Here is a 2,458-nt window from a genome sequence, read left to right as displayed (position 1 = left end):
GCAGCAGCCACATGGCGGTCGTGATCCCCGTGGTCGTCGTTTCATTGCCGGCTACCAGCAACTGGTGCGCGATCGCGATCAGCGCCGGTGGGCTGAGCGTCTCCCCATCCACTTCGGCATGGACCAGGCGACTGAGCAGATTATCTTCGGGCTGCGCGCGATAGCGTTCGGCGCGTGCGTGAAGATATTTCTGCATGTCGATCAGATGATCGGTGATTTCCAGCTCCCGGTCGGGGTCGAGCAGGGGATTGTTGCGTTCCACCGTCACATCGGACCATAGCTTGAATCGGTCATAATCTGCGCGATCGACGCCCAGCTGATCGGCGATGATGTACATCGGCACCTTGATCGCGAATTCCGGTAGCAGATTGGCGCGGCCATTGGGCAGCATCCCATCGATCAGTTCGTCGACCAGTGCCTCGATATAGGGTTCCAGCGATTTGACATAGCTGGGGGTGAACGCCTTTTCGACCAGCGCACGATAGGATGTATGGCCCGGCGGGTCGTTGGTGACGAGGGTGTGCATTTCGGGAAAGCCGCGCTCCGAAAAGCGACGGGCGACTTCTTCCGCGACCGGCGAATCATGACGTCCAACCACGACCGTCGTCTTGTTGGAATAAAGTTCGGGATGGGCGGAGATATGGCCGATATCCTCATACCGGGTCACGACATACATGCCGGTCAGCGGATCTTTGTAGACTGGCGCCTCCGCCAGAAGGCGATCGAGAAAAGGGAAGGGGCAGGTCTGGATGTCCGGCGAGGCCAGGCTACCCAGATTGTCTTGAACCGTCATGTCCGCTCCTGGAACGTCTTGTCATCGATGGTATGAATGCTAGCATATCGAAAGCTAGCGTACATATCAACGATGTTCGGGAGAATATGCATGGAACCGGTGGAGCGGCTGGTCGCGATCGAGGAGATAAAGGCGCTCAAGGCGCGCTATTTCCGGTTGATGGATGTGAAAGACTGGAACGGATTTGCCCAATTGTTCACGCCGGACGCCCTGTTCGACGTGCGGGGCGCACTGGAAGAAAATCCGGTGATTACGGGCGATCCGGTGCAGGGGCGCGACGCGATTGTCACCTATGTTCGGAGCGGCATCACGCCGCTCACCAGCGCCCATTTCGGCCATATGCCCGAGATTGAGATACTGTCCGGAACAGAGGCCACCGGCATATGGGCTTTGCTGGATATATTGCGGGCGCCAGAGGGCGGGCAGTTCCGCATCTTCCGCGGCTATGGTCATTATCATGAACGCTACAGCCGCGCGGACGGGCAATGGCGGATCGCGTCGCTGAAGATCACGCGCCTTATGGTGGAAGCCGCCTGAAAAACGACATGTGAGGAGAGGATGATGACCAATGTGATCGCAGGGCGGCCGATCCGCCAGATCGCTTATTTCGTGCCGGACGTGGAAAAGGCCGCGGTGGCGCATATGGAGGCCTTCGGCTCAGGCCCCTATTATATCGCCGAGCATATTCCCCTGAGCCTGTGCCGTTACCGTGGCGAGCCGGCCGAACTGGATCATAGTTCGGCCTATGGCCAGTGGGGCGATATCATGGTCGAATTCGTGCAGCAGAATAATCCCGGCCGATCCTGCTTCCATGATATTTTTCCGGAGGGGAGCGGGCGCCAGGGCATGCATCATGTCGCGCTGATCGTGGACGATATCAAAAGCGAAATGACGCGGTTCGAAGAGGACGGGCATGAAGCGGCTCTCTATGCCGAGGTTGCGCCGGGAGTCGGCTTTGCGATGATGGATTGCGTAGCGACGCTGGGACATTTCGTGGAACTGTACGAACCCACGCCGCAATTGCTGGGCGTCTATGATCTGGTGCGATCCGCCGCCCAGGATTTCGACGGAACCGATCCGATCCGGCGCTTTGCCATCGGTTGAACGGTCGCGGGCGATGGTCAGTCCGACATCGCCCGCGGAAAGGCGTTGGCCAGCAAGGCGTTCACGGATTTCAACATGTCGTTGAGCTGGTCCATGCGTTCCGCCCCGATCCGGTCCTGCAGGGCATCATCTTGCTCGATCGCCGCCACCCGTAACGGTTCGCGCAGCGTGCGACCCTTTTCGGTCAGATGCACCATGATCAGGCGCCGGTCGGATGCGATGCGCCGTCGTTCGATAAAGCCGGCCCGCTCCAGCCGCGTCAATGTCTGACCCACCGTGGCCTTGCCGATGTCAAGACGCCGCGCCAGTTCCACTTGCGACAGCGGCTCGTCTAACCAGAGTTCCCCCAGGGCATAGGCCTGCGCCGGGGCAATGCCGGTGCCGGCAATGCGGGCCATATAGTCGTTCTGCGTGATACGCGCCAATAGCTGCGCCTGATAGGCCAGGCTTTCCTTGAACTGGGGGAAGGGCGCTTCCTCCATCGGCACGGACTTTGCCGCGCGGCCCTTGGACTGAGCGGATGCCATGGTCATGATCCCCTTGTTGAAACCTGGAAACCGC

The 2,458-nt window shown here is 59.7% G+C and carries 3 protein-coding genes and 1 pseudogene; 2 read left to right on the top strand and 2 right to left on the bottom strand.

Translation table 11 applies throughout. The annotated features are described in order from the left end of the window. Nucleotides 1-793 (bottom strand): annotated as a pseudogene (locus VMR39_RS02460) (hypothetical protein); the annotation flags it as partial. A 90-nt stretch (nt 794-883) separates the two neighbouring features. Here VMR39_RS02460 and VMR39_RS02455 point away from each other — a divergent pair. Beyond that, nucleotides 884-1,330 (top strand): nuclear transport factor 2 family protein, encoded by a 447-nt coding sequence (locus tag VMR39_RS02455; protein WP_325414002.1) that lies wholly within the window; start codon nt 884-886, stop codon nt 1,328-1,330. 24 nt (nt 1,331-1,354) lie between these two features. Beyond that, on the top strand, nt 1,355-1,897 hold the full coding sequence (locus tag VMR39_RS02450; protein ID WP_325414000.1) for a VOC family protein: 543 nt from the start codon (nt 1,355-1,357) through the stop codon (nt 1,895-1,897). A 17-nt stretch (nt 1,898-1,914) separates the two neighbouring features. Here the strand turns inward: VMR39_RS02450 and VMR39_RS02445 are convergent. After that, the coding region (locus VMR39_RS02445; RefSeq protein WP_325413998.1) for a MarR family transcriptional regulator at nt 1,915-2,458 on the bottom strand (544 nt) is incomplete at its 5' end.

The sequence above is a fragment of the Sphingobium sp. genome, assembly GCF_035511395.1.
In the GTDB taxonomy this organism is placed as follows: Bacteria; Pseudomonadota; Alphaproteobacteria; order Sphingomonadales; family Sphingomonadaceae; genus Sphingobium.
This window is presented reverse-complemented; position numbering and strand designations above follow the sequence as displayed.